The sequence below is a fragment of the Marinomonas colpomeniae genome, from assembly GCF_014803385.1.
GTDB lineage: Bacteria > Pseudomonadota > Gammaproteobacteria > Pseudomonadales > Marinomonadaceae > Marinomonas > Marinomonas colpomeniae.
This window is the reverse complement of sequence record NZ_JACYFC010000005.1, coordinates 86,531-103,037: the sequence shown is the minus strand read 5'-3', so window position 1 is coordinate 103,037 and position 16,507 is coordinate 86,531. Positions and strand designations below refer to the sequence as shown.

Annotated in this window: 13 protein-coding genes; 7 read left to right on the top strand and 6 right to left on the bottom strand. The window is 38.2% G+C overall.

Annotation, left to right across the window (positions count from 1 at the left end):
• Positions 1-131 precede the first annotated feature (131 nt).
• Together IF202_RS14770 and IF202_RS14765 are read left to right on the top strand one after the other, a co-directional pair.
• On the top strand, positions 132-1,802 hold the full coding sequence (locus tag IF202_RS14770; RefSeq protein WP_191595682.1) for a methyl-accepting chemotaxis protein: 1,671 nt from the start codon (positions 132-134) through the stop codon (positions 1,800-1,802).
• A 189-nt stretch (positions 1,803-1,991) separates the two neighbouring features.
• The gene (locus tag IF202_RS14765) at positions 1,992-3,998 is read left to right on the top strand and encodes a cache domain-containing protein (RefSeq protein WP_191595681.1); all 2,007 of its coding nucleotides are present in this window, start codon (positions 1,992-1,994) and stop codon (positions 3,996-3,998) included.
• 42 nt (positions 3,999-4,040) lie between these two features.
• Here the strand turns inward: IF202_RS14765 and IF202_RS14760 are convergent, their stop codons facing one another.
• A complete protein-coding gene (locus IF202_RS14760; protein ID WP_235963566.1) occupies positions 4,041-5,045 on the bottom strand; it encodes a GGDEF domain-containing protein in 1,005 nt (334 codons plus the stop codon).
• A gap of 294 nt (positions 5,046-5,339) precedes the next feature.
• Here IF202_RS14760 and IF202_RS14755 point away from each other — a divergent pair, with 294 nt between their 5' ends.
• Together IF202_RS14755 and IF202_RS14750 are read left to right on the top strand one after the other, a co-directional pair.
• Positions 5,340-6,089 (top strand): YccT family protein, encoded by a 750-nt coding sequence (locus IF202_RS14755; protein WP_191595679.1) that lies wholly within the window; start codon positions 5,340-5,342, stop codon positions 6,087-6,089.
• 294 nt (positions 6,090-6,383) lie between these two features.
• Positions 6,384-7,022 carry an HD domain-containing protein gene (locus IF202_RS14750; RefSeq protein WP_191595678.1) on the top strand — a complete coding sequence of 213 codons (639 nt, stop codon included), beginning with the start codon at positions 6,384-6,386 and terminating at the stop codon, positions 7,020-7,022.
• 40 nt (positions 7,023-7,062) lie between these two features.
• Here the strand turns inward: IF202_RS14750 and modC are convergent, their stop codons facing one another.
• The 4 genes from modC to IF202_RS14730 are packed head-to-tail and all read right to left on the bottom strand — an operon-like array spanning position 7,063 to position 10,010.
• On the bottom strand, positions 7,063-8,157 hold the full coding sequence (gene modC / locus IF202_RS14745; protein ID WP_191595677.1) for a molybdenum ABC transporter ATP-binding protein: 1,095 nt from the start codon (positions 8,155-8,157) through the stop codon (positions 7,063-7,065).
• A complete protein-coding gene (modB, locus tag IF202_RS14740) occupies positions 8,154-8,852 on the bottom strand; it encodes a molybdate ABC transporter permease subunit (protein WP_191595676.1) in 699 nt (232 codons plus the stop codon). Before modB ends, modC begins: the two co-directional genes overlap by 4 nt.
• Before the next feature lie 10 nt (positions 8,853-8,862).
• On the bottom strand, positions 8,863-9,657 hold the full coding sequence (gene modA, locus IF202_RS14735) for a molybdate ABC transporter substrate-binding protein (protein WP_191595675.1): 795 nt from the start codon (positions 9,655-9,657) through the stop codon (positions 8,863-8,865).
• Positions 9,658-9,680: 23 nt separating this feature from the next.
• Entirely contained in the window at positions 9,681-10,010 is a 330-nt protein-coding gene (locus IF202_RS14730; protein ID WP_191595674.1) for a Rieske (2Fe-2S) protein, read from the bottom strand.
• Between the two features lie 400 nt (positions 10,011-10,410).
• Between IF202_RS14730 and IF202_RS14725 the strand changes: the two genes are divergently transcribed.
• On the top strand, positions 10,411-12,588 hold the full coding sequence (locus IF202_RS14725; protein WP_235963565.1) for a transglycosylase domain-containing protein: 2,178 nt from the start codon (positions 10,411-10,413) through the stop codon (positions 12,586-12,588).
• A gap of 61 nt (positions 12,589-12,649) precedes the next feature.
• Entirely contained in the window at positions 12,650-13,501 is an 852-nt protein-coding gene (locus tag IF202_RS14720) for a substrate-binding periplasmic protein (RefSeq protein ID WP_191595672.1), read from the top strand.
• A 64-nt stretch (positions 13,502-13,565) separates the two neighbouring features.
• Here the strand turns inward: IF202_RS14720 and glgA are convergent, their stop codons facing one another.
• Entirely contained in the window at positions 13,566-15,005 is a 1,440-nt protein-coding gene (gene glgA, locus IF202_RS14715) for a glycogen synthase GlgA (protein WP_191595671.1), read from the bottom strand.
• A 93-nt stretch (positions 15,006-15,098) separates the two neighbouring features.
• On the opposite strand from glgA, the gene glgC reads away from it, so the two are divergent.
• Complete coding sequence (gene glgC, locus IF202_RS14710) at positions 15,099-16,349, top strand: glucose-1-phosphate adenylyltransferase (RefSeq protein ID WP_191595670.1); 1,251 nt, start codon at positions 15,099-15,101, stop codon at positions 16,347-16,349.
• The last annotated feature ends 158 nt before the right edge of the window (positions 16,350-16,507 follow it).

Genomic DNA, 16,507 nt, shown 5'->3' with positions numbered 1-16,507 from the left:
GGTATCTTTCTGACTTAATGAACCTTTTTTGTTTGTTTTAAACGAAGATGGGAGAATACTTTAGATAGCAAGCATAAGCTCCACTTGTAGTGGGCTTGTTTTTATATCTACTACAAGGAAAAGGAAAAAATATGTTTAAGTCTCTTAAATTAAGGATCTACTTACTAGCGTTTGGTCCCTTTCTATTTATTGCCATTATCAGCGCATTAACTCAAATGCAGACTCTAAAGACAGTAAACAGTGGAGTATCTCATCTTGTTGAACAAGCCACGATTGAGACAGAAAAAAACCGTCTAGTGACTGTACTTGATTCTGCCATCAGTATTATTCAGCCGCAAATCAATAAGCCAGCTAAAGAAGGCTTACAAGAAGCCATGGATCTGTTGAATACCTATAAGTTTGATGGCGGAGAAGGATATTTATTCGCTTATGATATTAAAGGCTTGAGGTTGATGCATGGTGCTGGTGGCAAGCTAAATATTAATCAGATGGATTTACAGGATACACAAGGCAATTTCATCTTGAAAAATATGATTCAGTCTGCAACTCAAGGTGATGGTTTTAGTCAGTATTACTTTCCTAAGCCCGGTGAAACTGAAGCAAAAAGTAAATATGCGTATGCTGTTTATGTTCAAAAGTGGGACATTATTATAGGCTCCGGCTTCTATATAGATAGCGCTGAAAAAATCGTTGCAGAAATATCATCTTCTGTAGATGACATTCAGTCTACTAGCCAGTTAACTGCGTTAGTTATTTTAGCGTTTGTTTTCGGTGTATTAACTCTAATAGTTCTACTGTCTTCTCGCTCTGTTTTAAGTCCGTTAATGACGTTAGGTTCTGCTGTGAAGAATCTAGCAAGCGGTCAAGGTGATTTAACTAAAAAGTTGCCAGACAGCTCCATCGATATTCTGAATAATATTGCAACGGACTTTAATACTTTCTTAGATTCGATGGCGGTGGATATCGGCTATTTGAAACGTTCGAGCAGTGATCTTCTTTCTATTTCTGTGAAATCAAATCAGCAACGAATCAAATTATCTGAAGCATCAGATAGACAGATTAACGAAACAAATTTGGTTGCTAGTGCAATTGAAGAAATGAGAGCGAACTCGAATGATATTGCAGATAATGCAGAGTCAACGAAACGATCTGCTGAAAGCACCGAATTGGAAATTCAAGAAGTATTAAAACAAGTGCAACTTTCTAGTGGCGAGCTAAATGAGTTGAGTTCTGTATTAAATACAGTTGAGCAGTCGATTCATGTCCTTGGCGGTAATGTTAATGAAATTAATGTTGCAATTGAGGTAATTCAAGGAATATTTGAGCAGACTAATTTGTTAGCACTTAATGCAGCAATTGAAGCCGCCAGAGCTGGTGAGCAAGGTCGTGGTTTTGCTGTAGTCGCAGACGAAGTGCGTGGATTAGCTCAACGTAGCCAGCAAAGCACGGTTGAGATTAAAGAAGTGCTGGAGAAACTTCAGCAAAGCGCCGCTAAAGCTTCAGAGGATATGCATGGATCAATGCAACGACGTGAAATGGTTGAAGCTGCTATGGCAAAAATTAGTGAGATCATATACTCAAGCACAGATTCTATTAAGAATTTGACGCAAATGAATGTTCAGGTATCTACTGCTGCTTATCAACAATCTGAAGTAGCAACAGACATCGCTAAAAATGTGGTTGGCATTGCACAACTTGCTGAAAATATTGGAGATGAATCTAATCAAACAGCAGAGCAAATGGTTTTGTTAGAAGAGCAAGCTCAGGTCATCAAAAGTATTAGTGATAAATTTAAAGTCTAATTATTAGTGTAAATATTTGGCTTAGAAAATTATAAGTTTAAAAAAAGGAATGCTTTGGCATTCCTTTTTTTATGAATACATAAATTTTTTGATGCTTTATTATTTAAATTTGTCCGAATAGACAAAATGTTGGTCTATTGGTGTAAGCCTTGCATATGCTCGTAGATCTTTAATTTGTGTAGGGGTTAAATGGTGCAGGCTTTTCTTTCTGCTCATCAAAGTACGATGAAGGGTGTGATAAAAGACGTCGATCGATACGATCAAAGTTTAAAGTCATTAAGTACTTGGTGGGAAAAAATAGCACTCATTGGCAAAATAAATAGTTTTGAAGTTGCATCTACTATCTTACAAGATATGGATAACACTCTAGGTCAGTTTAATGATTTACAAGAACGCTTGATTGAAAGCCTGATTAGCGAGCATGTTCGAAAAGTTCTGCTTCAAAATACTTCCCGTTCTCAGATGGCGATTGATGTTCTCATTCGAAATTTGTTTGAGCGAACGGCGGATATTGGCTTTTTATCAACCGATTATGATGTTGTTCAGTTTTTAAAAAAATCTCATAAAAATGAATTAGATAGAGATTTTATCAAGCAGCGTCTACAAGCTTATGTCAGTATTTATTCAGTTTATCAAGACGCTTTTTTATTGACGCCTGACGGTGAATTAGTGTTCCAATTGAGTCAACCTTCTCGAACCGGAAAAGTACACGATGTTTTTATAGAACAAGTAGTTAAAAAGCCGAATGACTATGTTGAATATTTTGGTGAGACAGAGCTTGTAGGGGAATCCGGATCAAACCTTTTATACGCTAATGCGGTCGTAGAAGGCGGTTCTGTTATCGGAGTGATTGTGCTTTGTTTTCGTTTTAAAGATGAGTTGGAAGGCATAGTGGGACGTCTTTTAGCAAAAAGAGAAGAAAATCATTTCTTGCTCTTGGATGGTGCGGGTGAGATTTTGTTTGCGCCACAATATAGCTCTTCTGAATCGTCTTCAAAATTATCACTAAATTTAGAGCCTCAGATTATGTCTTTTAATAGGCGTAGTGTAATGAAGGTGTGTGCAAAAGGGCAGTCTTATCAGGATTATTTAGGACCTAAAAATTGGCACGTGGCATCTTTGTTACCACTGGATAGGATAGAAGGTGGCTCCCATCGTGCTGGAAATGAGAAAAAAGAAAATACGTCATTATCTACTGATTTCACAGGACTAATTTCTGCTGATTTATTTGATATTCGACATCAATCTGTATCGATCAACGATGACCTTCAGTTGATCGTTTTAAACGGTATTATTACTGCTGCACGAAATGACGCGGTTGAGTTGATGCCTGTTTTAGAGGCGATTAAAAAAATTGGCCAAGACATTGATACAGTATTTGATAATTCCATTGAGTCTTTATTTTCGACTATTGTTTCCGGACAATTAAATGTTATGCGTTTGCAGGCCAGTTTAGCTGTAGACATCATGGATCGTAATTTGTTTGAACGAGCAAATGATTGTCGTTGGTGGGGATTAAGTGGTTTATTGCGTACTGCACTGTCTGCATCGATTGTTGATAGAAAAAGTATTCAGAAAACCTTGGCAACGATTCATTCCCTTTATACTGTTTATCACACCTTATATGTTTACGATAAACAAGGTCGTTATGTGGCGTTTTCTGATGATCAATATAACGATAAAATTGGCCAAACTATAGAAGAGCTTTCAGGTGGAAAGAACGTATTCCAATTAGAAACGGCCTATAAATACACTGTATCTGCTTTTGAAATGTTTGATTGTTATCAAGGGAAACATACTTATATTTATAATGCTGCACTTCGCGATATAAATGGCACTGGTGGCATCATTGGAGGGATAGGAATTGTATTCGACTCGACCGTGGAATTTAGTGCAATACTTCATGATATTCTACCCCGCGAGAATGGAGTCATAAAATCAGGTTCAAAAGCCTTGTTTACAACGGATACCGGTTTTGTAATATCCAGTACATCAGAGGAGTATCTTATTGGAGATACTTTTTTACCTGATATTAATTTACATGAATTAGAAGAACAGGGAACGATAGCCGCAGTAATTAAATTGGGGGGCTCTTCTTATCTTATTGGTGCGGCTAAATCGATAGGTTATCGTGAATATAAGCAAACTGATGGTTATGAAAACTGCGTAATTTCTTGGGTTTTAGTGCCTTGCTAAGTCAGGCTGCATTGATGTATGTGAGTTGCATTTAAATGTTAATTAATCTTCAGACAGTTCTACACGGTTACGCCCTTTGTTTTTTCCTTTATAAAGGGCTTTATCCGCACGTTTAATTATTTTTAAGGTGGTTTCATTTTCTGGCTTGGATTCTGTTAAGCCTAAGGTAATAGTCAAAGGTAGTTCTAATTCACTGTAAGTATTCTCGGATACTTTTCTTCTTAATGTTTCTGCTATTGTTATAGCTTCTATTTTAGATGTCTTTGGAAGGATGGCAATAAATTCTTCACCACCAAATCGAGCAATAATGTCATTTTTTCTCAGTGCATTTTTAAGAATATTAGCTACTTCGATTAAACATAAATCGCCTATATTATGGCCGTGAAAATCATTGATTTTTTTAAAATAATCGATATCAATAATCATCAAGCTTAATGGTGAATCTGTATTGGTTTTATCAAGCTCTTTTTCAAAGTGAAGACTTAATCCTCGTCGATTAAGTAATTTCGTTAGAGGATCCTGAAGGTTTTCATCTTTAAGCTGGTCAGTCAATTCAGTGTATTTTTGTAGAAAAAAGCGACCAAAAATCATGCTAAAAACAATCGTAATGATCAACCAAAAACTACGACTAATAGTTTTTTCATCAGAATATATATGATCGTTTAGATCCATAATAGAATCACCAAATACAGTGGCTAAAATAATGGCAGTGATCAAAATAAAACCGACCACGAGAGACTCTAGTCTGCCACCGATTAATGCCGCCATAATAGGAATTAGAGGTAAGAAGAAAGCTAATTGACTGTTTACTCCTCCTGATATAACAAGAAGTGGAAGTATAAGAAGGTTAGAAGCAGTTAATGATATTGAGATTTTCCATTTATCTAAAAATCCCGCACGAATGATAAAATAGAAAACTGTAGCCAAGGCTAAATCTATTAATTCTATCCATAGAAAATAAGGGTGTATTTCAGACAGTAAAGGCCTGATAAGAATGGCACATATTAAGGTGACAATAGTTAGCTCTACAATTCGTAGTGTTAACATGTGGTTTAGCTGGTCTTGTTTCGTTATGTGCATAAATTGATCATATCAGCTTATTCAGTTACACCAATCTTAAACGACATTTAATTAGATGATGCTCGATCAAAAAATTATACATGAGACTAAGTGCTTTTTTTACACTTTTTATTTCGAATATGTTTTGGTTATAGAATCTTATTAGTAATGAAAAAAGATAAAAATTAGCAAGTGCGCGCAGTAGACAGCAAATCCAGAAAACTAATTAAGACATTATGTTAGATTCATTACTTGAGCGATTTCCTTGTTAAGAGGTGTGCAATGTCATTGAAAAAACGTTTAATTGAATACTGTGTTTTGTTTTCTTCTATGTTGGTTGTACCTATTCAGGCGGCAACGTTTGAAGTACCAAGATCATTTGAAATTATGTATGTAGATCTTGAAGGGACTGGGAAGTTTGGTAATGATTTCAAAATTGAAGTAAGTGCCGGTGCTCACCAAATAGTCATTCGTTTTAACAAACTATTGAGAAGCGGTGGCGACACAGAAGTGTATCAATCAGAGCCTATTGTGTTAGACCTAGTTTTTGAAAAAGACGTTTCTCTCATTATAAAAGCTCCTTATATTTCTAATCAAAAACAGGCTGAGTCTTATTTGAAAGCTCCTAAATATACTATTTCAGATAAATTAAGTGGTAAAAGCGTTGAGTACCAGCAACATATACTTCCAACCCAATCTGGATTGCAAAATACTCGAGATTACGTCGATGAAATTGAACAATTAACATCGGAAACTCGACCTAAAAATCATACCTATATTGATAAAAATATTGCCTTTTCAGAAAGGCCTTTTACCGCTCCACTTATTATGTCGGATGATATGAGTTTGGATATGATGAAGTTTTGGTATAACCAATCTGATGAGGTAACCCGTAAAGAGCTTCGAATCTGGATTTCTGATGCACTTTATCAATCTAAATTATCAAGTATTCAGTTTGAAATGTCTCAGCTGTGGTACACCAAAGCAAATAGTAGTGAGCAAGAAGCCTTTGAGCTTTGGTTCACCCATTAAGTAAGATATGAATAAATATTTTTTGTATAACATTTATTTCTTTATAAACTAAAAACACCCAGTTCGAATTGTGCGTTTTTAGTTCATAAAAGTCATATTGAAAGGGCGAACGGCAATAAGTAACGGCATTTTTGTGTCCTCTTAAAAATTTCGGGCAAGTGTAACGATTTCTTAAACAGAGGTAAAACAGTTTACTTTTATTTTCAATGTTGGTTTACAAGTAGTTTTAAAACAATCTTTTTAGTTGTTTATAGTAATATTAAAGGTAATATGGGATAGAGGAACAGAGTATTTATGACACCTGAGTTTTTATTGGAATACGAAGTCATTTTTCAGGCTTTTATTGAAAAGCAAGATCAAGCGGACGCTGCGCACGATCTGAGCCATATATTGCGTGTCGTCAAAATTGCAAAGCAATTGGCCATAGATGAAAAGGCAGATATGTCGGTGATTGTACCTGCTGCTTGGCTACATGATTGTGTGTCTTTACCTAAAAACCATTCCGACCGGCACTTAGCATCTACATTTGCAGGCGATAGAGCGGTTGAATTTTTAACTTCTGTTCATTACCCCAGTGAATATTATATGGCAATTCATCATGCGATTCGTGCTCATAGCTTTAGCGCTAATATCAACCCTGAAAGCGTAGAGGCAAAAATCGTACAAGATGCAGATCGTTTAGATGCTTTAGGTGCCGTAGGAATTGCGCGCTGTATGCAAGTGAGTGGTTCTTTGAATCGAGCTTTATACTCACTTAATGACCCATTTTGTACGGTACGAAAACCAAACGATACAGAGTATTCAATTGATCACTTTTATAAAAAACTATTTCATATCACAGAGAGCTTGAATACTGTATCTGCTCAACAAGAAGGAAGAAGGCGTGAAAGTGTAATGCGTGTTTTTCTTGAACAACTGGCGAGTGAAATATAATTTTATTCACTGATGCATTTTTTATGGTCAAACTTTTCCTCTAACGTAAAAGGGCGACAGACTTTATTTGAGCAATAACTGTCTGGCCTTTTGAAAGAGCTAAGTTATGCGTGGATAAGGCAGTGACTCTGGCCAAAATAGGAGTGCTACCAGCCAGTAAACGTAACATGACCATACTTGGATCTTTGGGATCTTTTATCATGTCATCAATGATAACGGTTAAGCGATTTAAGATGCTCGAATCTTCTTGTGGGCTGAGGGACAGGCTAACATCTTTAGATTGAATTCGTAAACGTAACTGGTCTCCGATTTTTTCATTACCTTGTTTTACAATAATATCTTGGTTGTCGAAGTGTAGCCATGACAATCCCCACTGGGCAGATTGTTCAGTTATTATGCCTGTAATAACAACGCTGGCATCTTTGTGTCGAGAAAAAAAGGTGCCAAGTTTACCTAGTAAAAATTGTGTTTCACCTTGCTCTACTACCCTACCTTTTTCTAAAACGACCATGTGATCTGCTAATCGGATAACTTCATCTAATGAGTGACTGACATAGATAATAGGGATCTTTGAACTATGACAAATAGCTTCTAGATAAGGCAATATTTCTTTTTTTAAAGAGTCATCTAGCGCAGCCAGAGGTTCATCCATAAGGAGAAGTTTAGGTCGAATTAATAGGGCTCTAGCAATAGCAATTCGTTGGCGCTCACCACCTGACAGCTGTGATGGATATTGGGGTAAGATTTCCTCAATATCCATAAGGCGAATCACTTCAGAATATGAAATAACTGACTGACTTTTGTCTGCTCGTTTTATAGCGAATTGTAGATTTTCAGCCGCCGTAAGATGTGGAAATAGGTTCGCTTCTTGAAACACGTAACCAATAGGGCGTTTATGAGCTGGAAGTGATATTTTGTTTGTCTGCCAAAACTCATTGCTTAGACTGAGCTCACTTTGTTGGTTCTTTTCTAGACCTGCAATACAGCGTAGTAAAGTAGTTTTCCCCGAACCTGATGGGCCAAATAATGCAGTAACACCAGTGCTTGGAATGTTTAAATCGACATCTAAAGAAAAGTTTGAATCTTTTAAGTGATACTTTCGTATTCTTACTTTTAAAATATTTGATTTTGTCATAGTAAGCCGCCTGCAGCTGGCTGGTGTTTACGCCGTTTCTGAAGGCTATATAAAAAAGCAAGGACGGTAAAAGCAAAAGCAACCATTAATAAGGAAAGGGTGTGCGCTTGGCCATACTCTAATGCTTCTACATGATCATAAATTTGTACTGATACTACTTTGGTCTCATTTGGAATATTACCACCTATCATGAGTACAACACCGAATTCGCCTACAGTATGGGCAAAGCCTAAAATAGTGGCGCTGATGTAGCCTGGTTTAGCGAGTGGCAATGCGACATAAATGAAACGATTCAATGGCGATGAGCGAAGTGTGGCAGCGGCTTCTAATGGTTTATCTCCTATGGCAATAAAGGCATTTTGAATCGGTTGTACAACAAAAGGCAATGAATACACCATTGAAGCTACTACAAGACCTGAAAAACTAAAAGGTAAAGGTGATAGCCCTAGATCGTCTAAAATTTTACCAATAGCACCTTGTGGGCCTAGAAAAAGTAATAAATAAAAGCCTAATACCGTTGGCGGTAAAACAAGAGGCATAGCGACAATGGCATTTATCGGGCCTCTAAACCAAGATTGAGTTCGTGCCAACCACCAAGCAATCGGCGTGCTCATTAGAATTAGTAATAAGGTAACAAGGCTGGCAAGCTTTAATGTTAACCATATTGCACCAAGATCTTCGGGGCTGAGTTGCATCTGTCTGAGCCTAGTTTTTTTTTGTGGAATACCCAAAGTGAGCAATTTTAGCCTGTGTATCGGCGCGTATTAAAAATGCCATAAAAGTCTCAGCTAATACAGTCTTTTGAGTTCTTGATAAAATGACAGCCGCTTGGTTTATACCCTTATAAAATGAATTAGGTATGTTAATTGAGTAGCCTTTTTGGGGGCCTGCTAATACTTGAGATAAGGCGACTAGGCCTAAATTGGCATTTTCTGAATAGGTAAATTGATAGGCTTGTCCTATGTTTTCGCCTTGTACTAATTTACCTTGAATACCTTCCCAGACAGATAGATGACGCAAGCTTTCCTCAGCGGCTTTACCATAAGGTGCCAATCGTGGGTTTGCGATAGCAATGCGCTTAGCGTTGAGTAGGGCTTCTGGAAGCGTTAAGGGGGAAATAGGTTTCATTGACCAAAGTGTCAATTGGCCTTTTGCGTAGACGATTAAGCTATATGATAGAGCCATTTTATTATCGATCAGCGCCTTTGGTTTAATGACATCCGCGGAGAGAAATATATCATAAGGTGCATTATTTTGAATTTGAGCAAAAAGTTTACCAGATGAACCAAATGATAACTGTAACGAGTGCCCTGTCTCTTGTTCAAATTCCTGTGCCAATTGTTTTATCGGAGAAATGAAGTTCGAAGCGACAGCTACATGTAGGGTAGCGGCTTGTAATTGAGGTAATAGAATAAAATTACTTAAGATAATAACAAACGAGACGATGTGTTTAGCGTGTCCGAAAGTGGACTTAGCAGCAGACAACGTCTTGTTTGTCATAATGTACTGAATGCTTATTAGGGCTATGCTAGCAGTAAGTAGCAATTTCCTTTTTCCATACCAATAGTCACTTTTTTTAGCTGACCACCCTGACATGGACCCGTAATGCAGGAACCATCACGTGGCGAGAAAAGTGCGCCATGATGGTGACATTTTAAATAATCGCCATCTTCATCTACGGCTTCCGTTGAAGACCAGTTAAGTTGTTTGTTTTGATGAGGGCAGAGATTCTCATAAGCAAGAAGTTTACCTTCATACTTAGTAATTAAGAAATCGTAATCTGCTACTTTTATATTGAGCGCTTTGCCTTCAGAAAGGTTTTGCGCATCAGGTATTAGATGCTTATTAAACACTTGATTACCGCACTTTTGTATAATTGAAGTTATTTATTGCAAAGGAATGTGTCTATTTTAGTATGAAAAGTGTCAATTTGACTACTATATAAATTAGTATTTTTTTCTCATTCCATTATTGACTGTATTTTACAAAGTTCAGAATTGTGTCAATTAGATCAGCTTTTAGTGATGAAGGACTTTAAAGTGCAATGATAGACGAGTCAATACGCAAAAACAGGGTGAGTTCATTCTAGATCGTTGCTTGCTTGAGGTAAGCTCCTTATAATTCTGCGCTATGGCTAAAAAAACTCCTGTAAAGTCTTCACGCAAGTCCTCGACTAAATCGAAAAAAAAACTGAAACCTTCATTCTTGATGAGGATAACTCGTACCCTTTTAAAATGGGGGCTAATATTTTCTTTGTTAGGAAGTATCCCATTTTCTATTTGGGTCTGGTGGCTGAACGGCCAAGTTGTAAGCCGGTTTGAAGGGCAAAAATGGCAAGTTCCTTCTGAGGTTTATAGTGCTCCTATTATATTGAGGAGCGGTGCCCTGTGGAAAAAACAGGATCTAGAAAACTTATTGGAAGAAACGGGCTATCGCTTCGGGCGGAACAGTCAAAATGTCGGTTGGGCCGCTAGAAGTAATATAAAAGTTAGTGCACATCTACGCGCATACGTAGATCATCTCGGTTTTCATGAAAGTCAGCGTCGCATATTCTCATTTAATAATGGTCATTTGGTTATTCAGAAGTTGAATGGTGATGAAGTCGTTGAAGCAAGAATTGAACCCCAACGTATTGGGTTCCTATACGATGGTAATACCGAAAGCCGCCAAATTTTAACGTATGACGAAATACCGAAACCTTTGCTAGATATTCTGATTGCAGTGGAGGATCAGGACTTTTATGAACATTGGGGGATTTCGTTAACGGGTATAGCTCGTGCTGTAGTGGTCAATTTAACGCATGGTTCACGTCGTCAAGGTGGTTCGACACTGACACAACAATTGGTTAAGAATATGTATTTGAGTTCGGAACGAACCTATACACGAAAATTAACTGAAGTTGTGATGAGTTTGTTGCTGGAATATCACTATTCAAAAGAAGCCATTATTACTGCTTACATGAATGAAGTGTATTTGGCTCAGCTTGGAAGTAATGCTTTACATGGTTTCGCCGCTGCGAGCCAGCATTTCTTTGGGCGTCCTATCAATGAATTAAATATTGATGAATTTGCGCTTTTGGTAGGAATGGTTAAAGGCCCATCGCTCTATAATCCTCAGCGTTCTCCTAATCGAGCGAAAACTCGTCGTAATGTTGTCTTAGCCATATTAAAAGAGCAGGGACGTTTAACGAACGGCGATTATAATAGTCTAATTAAGCAACCTATTCGTCTTGCTAGTAAGCAAAAATCACGTTCTGTTTATGGGGATTATTTAGATCTTGTTGCTATGCAATTGTCACGAGATTTTGATGAAACTACTTTAGCCACAAAAAATTTACGTATTTATACTGGTGTTGATATACGGGCACAAAGGGCGGCAAATTCGGCTATGCGACGTCAGGTGGCTCAGTTAGAAAAACGAGATCCTAAATTAAAAGGATTGCAGGGCGCCATGGTTGTTACTGACAGGCTTTCTGGGCAGGTACGTGCCATTGTTGGTTCTAGTGGTGATCACTATACGGGTTTTAATCGTGCTTTAGGTGCCGTTAGACCGATAGGTTCTTTGGTGAAACCGCCTTTATATTTATCTGCTTTAGCAACAGGTCGTTATACTTGGTGGACCAAAATAGAAGATAAGCGTATACGTTTTAATGTGGGTGGAAAGGTTTGGGCTCCTGAAAACTACGATCGTAAAACTCATGGTGTCGTTCATTTATATGAAGCTATGGCAAAATCTTATAACTTAGCAACAGTTTCTTTGGCTAACGATATTGGCTTTGATCGAGTTGGGGACACATTAAGGCAACTTGGTGTTAAACGGTCTTTCACCATGCATCCTGCAATGGCACTTGGTTCCCTGGAATTATCTCCGTTTGAAGTGTCTCGTTTGTATCAGCCTATTGTCTCCCAAGGGGCGAGTAGTGAGCTCGGTGTCGTGTTGGCTGTTATGGATCAAGATGACCGGTTGATAAAGCGTTTTAATCAACTGAATGATATCCCCTTTACTGATGCACTATTGGCTGTGACCTTAGATGGTATGGCAAAAACACCTAAAATTGGTACCGCTCGCGCGGCACAGGCTGTATTTCCAAAATTGAACTTCGCGGCCAAAACAGGGACAACCAACCAGCAAAAGGATAGTTGGTATATAGGTATTACGGGGGACTATTCATCTACTGTATGGCTTGGTGACGATAATAATGTTCCGTTGAGTATTACAGGGAGTAGTGGTGCACAAAAAGTATGGATTGACTTTACTCAGCATACGAACCCAATATCGCTACCTGATAGCTTACCTTATGGCGCTGCTCGTTTTGATGTATTGGACAGTAAATTTGAAATCGCAGCAGATCGTTGCGAAGATAAAATACCATTAGCGTTTATTTTAGGCACTGAACCAAAAGACAGTACCTCTTGTTTTTGGCCTTTTTAGTTATATGATTACAAAGTGGTCAGCATATATATTATAGGAAGATGAATAATAGTAGGGCGGTATGAATACCTTTATAGATTTACATAAACAGATGCTTTTTTGTCTAATAGCAATAGGTATTTTTCATACCGCCGCTGTTTTGGCTGAAAATCCAACAATGACGCTGTCTTCTGAATGTACGTCATTAACTGCCTCAGGTAATTCTGAATACCCTCCTTTTTTATGGCGACAAACTCATTCATCTGTTCAGTTGCAAGGTATTAATCGCTTTATTATTGATGAAGTTAGTCGTCGAATAGATATTCCTATTGAGTTGATACATGTGGGAGCTTGGTCACGAGTTCAAACGGAACTTAAAAATGGCCATGTTGATCTTATTGCGGGTGCTTTTTATACTAATGAGCGTGCCCATTATATGGATTACTTTACTCCTGTTATGTTGCATACGAACAGTGTTGCCTGGCAGCAAAAAAATAAGCCATTTCCTTTTACTCGTAAAGAAGATTTAGAGGGGAAGTGGGGGGTAACTGTTATTAACAATAGCCTGGGTCAGGCATTTGATGAGTATGCACGCCGCCGCCTCAATGTATTGACGGTAGCGAGCTTATCTCAAGCTTTACACATGTTGGCGGAAGACCAAGTCGATTATATGTTGTACGAAAAAAACCCTGCAAATGCTTATGCGACTATGTTGAATTTATCTGATGTTATCGCCCCCGTAGAACCTTACTTAAGCAGTGAGGGTTTGTATTTGACTATATCTAAACAGTCACTTTGTAATACAGGGGGTATAAAGCATCGTATTACTATGGCATTGCAGCAAATGAAAGCGGAGGGTTTTATGGACAAAGCGTTGCTTGAAGGTATTAAAATGTGGGGAAGTGAAGAACGTATAGGACAAGCTGCCGAATAACGCTTATTACTCGGCAAAAATAGAGAAGAAGGTTTGTTGCTCCTCTCTATTTTTTTTACCTTTATTATAATTTTTTGCAGATCAGCGATTCATATAAGTCTATCCATTGATCTGTCACAGCGTCCCAACTGTAATCATACTTCATTGCATTTTGTTGCTTTACTCGCCAGCCATTTATGTCTTTAAAGCTTTCATAACAGCGTTCCATTGCGGCTTGTAAGGATTTACTGTCAGCGTCTTTGAAAACAAAGCCATTGGTATGTTCTCCGTCCTCAAAAACAGTGTCTGCCAGCCCGCCTGTTTGCCTTACAACTGGCAATGTCCCATATTTCAGTGCATAAAGCTGTGTTAACCCACAAGGCTCAAAGCGTGATGGGATAAGCAGCGCGTCTATGCCTGCTTGAATTCTATGAGAATAATCCTCAAAGTAGCCAATCCGAACAGAAACTTGTTTAGGGTAGCGTTTTTGCAATTCTAAATAACCCGCTTCTAGGTGTCTGTCACCTGAGCCTAAGACAATCAATCGAGCACCTTTTTTAAGTAATGCTGGCATAGCATCTAAAACAAGGTCTAATCCTTTTTGTTCTGTTAAACGGCTTACTATCCCAAATATTGGTTTTTTAATATCTTCTGAGAGATTATTTTCTTTCAATAATGCGAGTTTATTGACTTGTTTTTGGTCTAGTGTTTCTAAATTGTAATTGCATGGAATAAGTAAATCTTTTTCTGGAGACCATTGGTCATAGTCAACACCATTTAAAATACCAGTTAACTTTTCTTGCATGACTCTTAATACACCGTCTAAACCATCACCATATTCGGGTGTGAGAATTTCTTCTGCGTAAGTTGGGCTAACAGTGGTAATCGCGTCAGCATATACTAAACCCGCTTTTAAGCCCGAGAATCGACCATAAAATTCTATGCCATGTATGTTAAGTAATTCTGATGATAAGTGGGTATCAGCAAATTGATTCAAGTCAAAACTACCGTTATAACGTAAATTATGTACCGTAGTGACAACTGGGATGTGTTCTGTTTTCCAGCCTTTAAGATAGGCCGCCGCAAAGCCAGTTTGCCAATCATTCAAATGTAGAATGTCGGCTTGCCAATCTATAAGGCCACCTTTTAGAGCTAGTGTTGCTGTAGCCCATGATAGCGCTGCAAAACGGATGTGATTGTCATTAAAGTCGAAGCCGTTTTTATCGACATAAGGGCCATCTTCTCGCTCGTAGAGCGCTTGACATTGTAGTAACCAAATAGGCGTGCCGTTTTCAGGGATATGAGTTTCAAGAAGAAGTAAATGACCTACACCAAATTGATCTCCTAGGTTGATAGTCTTCTGAATAGGAGCTACCTTTTCTAGTATACCTTTGTAAGCTGGCATGATGAGTTTCACATCATGACCTTTTTTTCTCAACGCAACAGGTAGGGCGCCTGCAACATCGGCCAACCCACCGGTTTTAATCAAAGGATAAATTTCAGAAGCCGCGAAGAGTATTTTCATTATTTAGAGTCTTATTGATTTGGGGTAATGATCAGAGTATACCTAAACCATACTTGGAATAGAGTGAGTTGATAATAATTTTAAGGGCATCTCATGGATTTAAATACAGCACGCATGAAAACTTTGTCCATTATATTAGCGGGTGGACGGGGTTCTAGATTAAAGCAATTAACAAATAATCGTTCCAAACCTGCTGTTCCTATTGCAGGCAAGTATAAAATCATTGATTTTCCTCTGTCCAATTGCATCAATTCAGGTATGCGTCGTATTGCGGTACTAACCCAGTATCGTTCCCATACTTTGAATCAGCATGTACAGAGAGGTTGGAATTTTCTACGTTCGGACTTTAACGAATTTATAGAGCTCTGGCCTGCTCAGCAACAGACTGGCAGTGATTGGTACCGTGGTACAGCAGATGCTGTATATCAAAACCTGACTATGATTGATGGTTTGAAAAGTGAGTACATACTAATTCTTGCTGGCGATCATTTGTATAAACAAGATTACAGCATTATGTTAAAGCAACATATTGAAAGTGGTGCAGATGTTACGGTTGCTTGTATCGAAGTGCCAATAAAAGAAGCTGATCAGTTTGGCATCATGCATGTGGACGAAGGTGATAATATCATTGCATTTGAGGAGAAGCCTACCAACCCTCCAACCATGCCAGGTAAGCCTAGTATTTGCTTAGCTAGTATGGGGATTTACATCTTTAATACTAAATTTTTATCTGAGCACTTACGTTCTGACGCTGGTGATGAAGCGTCCAGCCACGATTTTGGTAAAGATCTTATTCCACTGTTTGTCGGTCATTGTAAAATTAAAGCCCATCACTTTTCTCAAAGTGTAATTCAAAATGAAAGTTATCCAGACACACCTTACTGGCGTGATGTTGGAACGTTAACGGCATATTGGGAAGCCAATATGGATTTGGCAAAATTGACACCGGAGCTAGATCTGTACGATGAAGAATGGCCTATTCGTACTGCTCAATATCAGCGCCCAGCGGCAAAATTCAATTACAATTATGAAGAAAGGATTGGAACTGCACTCAATTCGGTTGTTTCAGCGGGTTGTATTGTGTCTGGTTCAACAGTTGAGCAGTCTATTTTATTCAACAACGTGAGAGTGAATTCTTACTCTTACGTTAATAAATGCGTTGTTTTACCGAGTTGCGATATTGGTCGTCATTGCCGCTTAAACAAAGTAATAGTCGACTCAGATTGTCATATACCAGAAGGCACTGTAATCGGTGAGGATGCTGTTGCTGATGCAGAGCGCTTTTATCGAAATGCCGATGGCATCACCTTAGTAACGCAAGAAATGATTGATGCCTTACCTTAGTTTTTGGTAGTTGGTATCTATGTTGAATAAAGCCGCTTATTTAAGCGGCTTTATTTTTTCCCTCTTACTTATCCCAGTATATTTTAGTTGAGTGGTTGTCCCCGCAACCTGTGGATAAACCTATTAGTGAATTATTGATAACGTTCGCAAAGCCAATT

What these genes read in the sequence shown, in the direction of transcription:
- IF202_RS14770 (WP_191595682.1), top strand. Translation starts at nt 132, where the DNA reads ATGTTTAAGTCTCTTAAATTAAGGATCTACTTACTAGCGTTTGGTCCC.
- IF202_RS14765 (WP_191595681.1), top strand. Translation starts at nt 1,992, where the DNA reads ATGGTGCAGGCTTTTCTTTCTGCTCATCAAAGTACGATGAAGGGTGTG.
- IF202_RS14760 (WP_235963566.1), bottom strand. Translation starts at nt 5,045, where the DNA reads ATGTTAACACTACGAATTGTAGAGCTAACTATTGTCACCTTAATATGT.
- IF202_RS14755 (WP_191595679.1), top strand. Translation starts at nt 5,340, where the DNA reads ATGTCATTGAAAAAACGTTTAATTGAATACTGTGTTTTGTTTTCTTCT.
- IF202_RS14750 (WP_191595678.1), top strand. Translation starts at nt 6,384, where the DNA reads ATGACACCTGAGTTTTTATTGGAATACGAAGTCATTTTTCAGGCTTTT.
- modC (WP_191595677.1), bottom strand. Translation starts at nt 8,157, where the DNA reads ATGACAAAATCAAATATTTTAAAAGTAAGAATACGAAAGTATCACTTA.
- modB (WP_191595676.1), bottom strand. Translation starts at nt 8,852, where the DNA reads ATGCAACTCAGCCCCGAAGATCTTGGTGCAATATGGTTAACATTAAAG.
- modA (WP_191595675.1), bottom strand. Translation starts at nt 9,657, where the DNA reads ATGACAAACAAGACGTTGTCTGCTGCTAAGTCCACTTTCGGACACGCT.
- IF202_RS14720 (WP_191595672.1), top strand. Translation starts at nt 12,650, where the DNA reads ATGAATACCTTTATAGATTTACATAAACAGATGCTTTTTTGTCTAATA.
- glgA (WP_191595671.1), bottom strand. Translation starts at nt 15,005, where the DNA reads ATGAAAATACTCTTCGCGGCTTCTGAAATTTATCCTTTGATTAAAACC.
- glgC (WP_191595670.1), top strand. Translation starts at nt 15,099, where the DNA reads ATGGATTTAAATACAGCACGCATGAAAACTTTGTCCATTATATTAGCG.